The 5,763-nt window shown below is 27.3% G+C and carries 6 protein-coding genes; 5 read left to right on the top strand and 1 reads right to left on the bottom strand.

All coding sequences use genetic code 11. The features are described from left to right. Nucleotides 1-758: MBL fold metallo-hydrolase (locus tag J7M77_RS04310; protein ID WP_296876352.1), on the bottom strand; the 758-nt coding region annotated here is incomplete at its 3' end. 236 nt (nucleotides 759-994) lie between these two features. Here J7M77_RS04310 and J7M77_RS04305 point away from each other — a divergent pair. From J7M77_RS04305 to J7M77_RS04285, 5 genes are all read left to right on the top strand, one after another. Continuing rightward, a complete protein-coding gene (locus J7M77_RS04305; RefSeq protein ID WP_296876350.1) occupies nucleotides 995-1,654 on the top strand; it encodes a response regulator transcription factor in 660 nt (219 codons plus the stop codon). Then, a complete protein-coding gene (locus J7M77_RS04300; protein ID WP_296876347.1) occupies nucleotides 1,651-2,664 on the top strand; it encodes a sensor histidine kinase in 1,014 nt (337 codons plus the stop codon). The genes J7M77_RS04305 and J7M77_RS04300 overlap by 4 nt, the downstream gene beginning before the upstream one ends. A 66-nt stretch (nucleotides 2,665-2,730) precedes the next feature. Next, nucleotides 2,731-3,498 carry an ABC transporter ATP-binding protein gene (locus J7M77_RS04295; RefSeq protein ID WP_296876345.1) on the top strand — a complete coding sequence of 256 codons (768 nt, stop codon included), beginning with the start codon at nucleotides 2,731-2,733 and terminating at the stop codon, nucleotides 3,496-3,498. Next, nucleotides 3,488-5,464 (top strand): ABC transporter permease, encoded by a 1,977-nt coding sequence (locus J7M77_RS04290; protein ID WP_296876354.1) that lies wholly within the window; start codon nucleotides 3,488-3,490, stop codon nucleotides 5,462-5,464. The genes J7M77_RS04295 and J7M77_RS04290 overlap by 11 nt, the downstream gene beginning before the upstream one ends. Nucleotides 5,465-5,524: 60 nt before the next feature. Then, the coding region (locus tag J7M77_RS04285) for a hypothetical protein (protein ID WP_296876343.1) at nucleotides 5,525-5,763 on the top strand (239 nt) is incomplete at its 3' end.

The raw sequence follows: 5,763 nt of genomic DNA, 5'->3' as shown, positions 1-5,763 counted from the left end.
GCCAGAGGATTACCATTATTTGTATCCCAAAGTGCCCAAATAAAACCACTTCCAAAAGTATCACCAGTATACAATGCTTTATGAGTTTTGTCTGTAATCATCAAAGACCCTTCAGTATGTGCACCGACAATATTGAAAGTATAAGTGGTACCATAAATAGTAACTTCTTTATTATCATCGACTGTTTCTATTATATCACTAAATTGACTAAGCGCTTCTTTAGCACCATCATAGTCTGGTTCACTAATGTATACTTTTTCGACATTTACATCAGCAAATACTTCTTCTGATCTACCAAAACCAGTGTGATCGCCATGATTATGAGTAATGATAATTGATAATGGTTTATCACCTGTCATTGAATTTACGATTGTTTTAACATTTTGGATATCTTCTTCATTAGAAGAACCATTTCCTAAATCAATTAATATTACTCCATTTTCATCTTGAACAAAATACATTGATGACGGATTGTTCATATTTCCATTATCATCAGTTGCTCCACCAGGAAGTTCTTTAGTTCCTTCATCAAAGTGATAAATGTTTTCTTTGATTTTTTCCACTTTGTATCTTCCTAGTTCTCCATAACCATCTTCGTTAAGATCAGTTAAAAATGCATTTTCGTTCTCGTTTAGTTCTACAGGGATAGAAGATGGATTAGTATTTGGTTCATCTTCAGCCCATACACTAGTTATCCCGCTTAGTGCGAACATAAAACTAAGAGAACTAATCAATAAGTTTTTCTTAAACGTTTTCATTTTCATCCTCCTTTATAAAAAATTCTAGCACACACAATAAATGAAAGCGATTACAAAAATAGTAAAAAGGTATCAAGTTTTGATACCAAAAAGAGTTATGTATAATTTAATAGTTAATAAATAATAAAGTAAATATATTAGATTTTTTAGAATATGAAAAATAAAACTTTCACTTTTGTAAGAAAGCAAGTCAAAAGTGAAATTATTGGTTATAATAGATTGGGGTGATAGATGATATGAAAATATTAATTGTAGAAGATGATCGAGCTTTACAAGAAGAATTAAAAAAATTATTAGATAATAATGGTTATCGTGGGATAATTTTAAAGGATTTTAAAAATGCACTTACTGAAATATTAGAGATTGAACCTGATTTAATCTTATTAGATATTATGATTCCTTATTTAAATGGGCAGCAGTTATTAAAAAGATTACGAGAAGTATCTAATATTCCGGTAATCATGGTAACGAGTAAAGATAATGAAGTAGATGAGATTTTATCATTTAGTTATGGTGTTGATGATTATATCACTAAACCGTATAATCCGACAATCTTGTTGTTGCATATTGAAGCATTATTAAAACGTTTAAATAAAACAGAGCCTAAACTAACATATCAAGATGTTAAAATTAATTTATTAAAAAGTACTTTAGAAAAAGATGATCAAGAATTATTGTTATCTAAAAATGAGATGGGAATCTTTTATTATTTAGTAATCAATCAAGGTAAGATCGTAACCAGAGATGATATGATGAATTATTTATGGGGAACTGATAAGTTTATTGATGATAATACTTTGACGGTTAATGTAACTAGACTTAGAAAAAAGTTAGAAAAGATTGGTTTAGTTGATGTAATTGAAACTAGAAGAGATCAGGGGTATATTTTAATATGAAACTGTTTGCATATCTTAAAGATCAGTTATTTTTAATGCTAGGATCATTATTGATGCTTGCATTAGTATTTTTATTATTAAGTTTGTATCAAGTAACTATTTCTTTAAAAATTGCAATAATGTTAGTATTGATAATTTTTATCTTTATAGGTTTTGGTTATAGCTATTTACGTAAATATTATTTTTATCAAGATTTTATAACTAAATTAGAAAGATTAGATAAAAAGTGTTTGATTACAGAATTAGCTAAACGTCCTGAGTTTTTAGAAGGTAAAATAATGTATGATTCTTTATATGAAATTGATAAATCGATGTATGAAGAAATTGAAGTTTATCAAGATCAATTAAAGGACTTTAAAGAATATATTGAATTATGGGTTCATGAGATTAAAATTCCTATCGCAAGTGCGAAGTTAATGCTTTATAATCGTGAAAGCAATTTAAGAAAATTAAAAAATCAGCTTAATCGAATTGAAAATAATGTCGAAATGGTTTTATATTATGCAAGACTTGAAAGCAGTGAAAGTGATTATTTAATTAAAAAGTGTAATTTAGATAATATTATCAAAAATGTAATAAAAAAGAATCAGGATAGTTTATTGTATCAAAAGATTGCTGTTGAGTTAAGTGACGTTGAATATCAAATATTAAGTGATAGTAAATGGCTGGAATTTATTATTAATCAGATTGTAAGTAATAGTATTAAATATCATTGCCAGGACAATTGCCGAATTAGTTTTAATGCTTATCAAGATAATCACAGTATTGCCCTGGAAATAATTGATAATGGCATTGGAATTAAAGCAGAGGACTTGGAATATGTTTTTGATAAAAGTTTTACTGGTAGTAATGGACGAGCGGTTTCTAGTGCTACCGGAATGGGATTATATATTGTCAAAAGTTTATGTAATAAATTAGGTCATCATATTAAAATTGAATCGCAGTATCAAAAATATACTAAAGTTACTTTGTATTTTAATGATGATCAATATTTCAATGTTGTAAGGTGATGTAAGCTAATTCGATGTTAGTTAGATTACCTTTTTTCTATAATAAAAGTGTAGGAGGTATTCAAGATGAAAAAGATACTAGAAATTGAAAAAGTTAGTAAATATTATGGAAATAAGAGTAATCTTACTAAAGCGGTTGATAGTTTATCATTAACTGTTGATCGTGGTGACTTTGTTGCTATCATGGGGGCTAGCGGATCGGGAAAAACAACTCTTTTGAATCTGATTTCGACAATTGATAAAGTAACAAGTGGCCATATTTATGTTGAAAATTATGATATTACTAAGTTGAAAGGAAATAAGTTAAATAAATTTCGCCGTGAACAATTAGGTTTTATTTTTCAAGATTTTAACTTATTAGACACATTGACAGCTTATGAAAATATTGCTTTAGCTTTACAAATTCAAAAACATAAATACACTCATATTAATGCAAGAGTTTTAAAAATAGCTAAAGTATTGGCAATTGAAGATATTTTAAACAAATATCCCTATGAGTTATCAGGTGGTCAAAAACAAAGAGTTGCTTGTGCTAGAGCCATTGTTACTGATCCTAAACTAATTCTGGCTGATGAACCGACAGGCGCCCTTGATTCTAAGAGTTCTCGAATGTTACTTGAAAGTTTGATGACTTTAAATCAAGGATTGAAAACAACGATCTTAATGGTAACTCATGATGCCTTTAGTGCCAGTTATGCAAGTAAAGTTATTTTTATCAAAGATGGTAAAGTCTTTAATGAATTTAGTCGTGGTGATTTAAGTCGAAAAGAATTTTTTGATAAAATAATTGATGTGGTTTCATTACTTGGAGGCGATGTTAGTGATGTTATTTAGTCTATCGCTTAAAAATATTAAAAAAAGTTTTAAAGATTATGCTATCTTTTTTGTAACCTTGATTTTAGGAGTAATGATTTTTTATGTTTTTAACTCCTTAGAAAGTCAAACAGTTATGTTGAAAATAAATGATTCTGTTAAAGAAGTAATTGAATTGATGAATAAGGTTATGTCAGGAATTAGTGTATTTGTATCGTTTGTATTAGGCTTTTTAATTGTTTATGCCAATCGTTTTTTAATGAAAAGAAGAAAAAGAGAATTTGGAATTTATTTAACATTAGGAATGTCTAAAACCCAAATTTCTAAAATATTAATTGTCGAAACAATTATAATTGGTTTGATTTCATTAGTAGTTGGATTATTGGCAGGTATTGTGTTATCACAATTAATGTCAATTGTAGTTGCTAATATGTTTGCAGCAGATATGGAACAATTTACTTTTGTTTTATCAATGTCAGCGATGTTTAAAACTTGTTTATATTTTAGCATTATGTATTTATTAGTAATAATCTTTAATACAATTCAGGTAAATAGCTTACAGTTAATTGATTTAATGATAGCTCATCGCCAAAATGAAAAGATCAAACAAAAAAATATCTTACTATGTTTAATTGTATTTATTTGTTCAACCATTCTTTTAGCCTATGCTTATTATAATGTTACCGTTAATGCTGCTAATCTAACAAGCTCATTTTCAATTTTACTGCAGATGGCTTATGGAGCAATTGCAACCTATTTAATTTACTGGTCAGTAGCTGGTTTGATCATTAGACTAGTAACGTTAAAAAAGAATTTCTATTTTCATCATTTGACTAGTTTTACCGTTAAACAAATTAGCAGCAAGATCAATACTACAGTTTTATCAATGACGGTAATTTGTTTATTGCTTTTTTTGACGATTTGTATATTTTCAAGTGCAGTTGCCCTTAATAAAAATGCCAATAATGAAATCGATAAATTAGCACCAGCAGATTTACAAATGTATCATGATGCTAAAGGTGATCAACAAAAAGTTATTGATTATTTAAAAAATAATCAAAAAGATATAATCAAAGATTTTAAAGAATATTTGACATTTGAAACATATTATAGTGATCAATTAACATTAAAAGATACCTATGGTACTTTATACAGCGATGTTAGTGAAGAGTTTTTAAATGAAAATGAAAGAATTATTAAAATTAGTGATTATAATAAACTAGCAAAATATTTTAAATTACCTACTTATGATTTAAAAGATGATGAATATGTAGTAATTGGTAATTATCGAAATAATATTGAAGTTCGAAGTCTTGGTTTAAAAGAAAAACCGGATATAGTAATCAATAATGTTACTTATCATAGTAAATTTGATGAATGTAAAATTGGTTTTTTATCGATGCAAAGTTCACCAATGGATATGGGAGTTTATATTGTTCCTGATAATGTTGTAAAGAATATGTCAATAAGTGAAAGTTATTTAGTTGCTAACTATAATGCCAATGATAAAGAAAGCAGAAATAAAATTGATCAGGAAATGATCAAATATCGAAGTGATGATTTGATTGTGACAACTAAAATTGAAATTGCAGCATCTAGTCTAGGAATGGGAGCAATGGTTATTTTTATTGGTTTATATATCGGCATTGTTTTCTTGATTTCTTGTGCCGCTATTCTTGCATTAAAAGAATTATCAGAGTGTATTGATAATAAAAATAAATACCAGACACTAAGAAAAATTGGTGTAGATGAAAAGATGATTAATCGCTCACTATTCTGTCAAATTGGATTACACTTTGCTTTTCCGCTTATTTTAGCGATAATTCATTCCATCTTTGGAATTCAAGTTTGTTTGATAATGTTGGAATCAGTTGGTGAATTAAATATTTTAGATGCTATTAAAATGACAGCTTTATTGTTGGTGTTAATTTATGGTGGTTATTTTATAATTACTTATTTTTGTGGTAAAAGAATTATTAAAGAGTAAATAGAGTTTTCTTTATTTACTCTTTTTGATATGATAATAAAAATAAGGAGAAAAACGAAGATGTTACAAATAATAGTTATTGAAAATAGAAAATTATGGCAAACAGGGGATTTTAAAGTAGATTATTTTCGAAAATTACTTAAAGATACTGATTATGTTTTATGTTCAGTTTCTGCTGCTGAATATCTTGGTTTATGTAATTGGACAACATCGTTTAAAGTATATGTTCATTCAAAAAAACAATGTTTAGATCACCATCTTGAAATAGCTTCTAATCATGGTTTATTTTATACAACTAT

This window comes from Thomasclavelia sp. (assembly GCF_017889095.1).
GTDB lineage: Bacteria > Bacillota_I > Bacilli_A > Erysipelotrichales > Coprobacillaceae > Thomasclavelia.
Note: the sequence above shows the minus strand (reverse complement) of the source record. Positions and strands in the feature narration are given on the sequence as shown.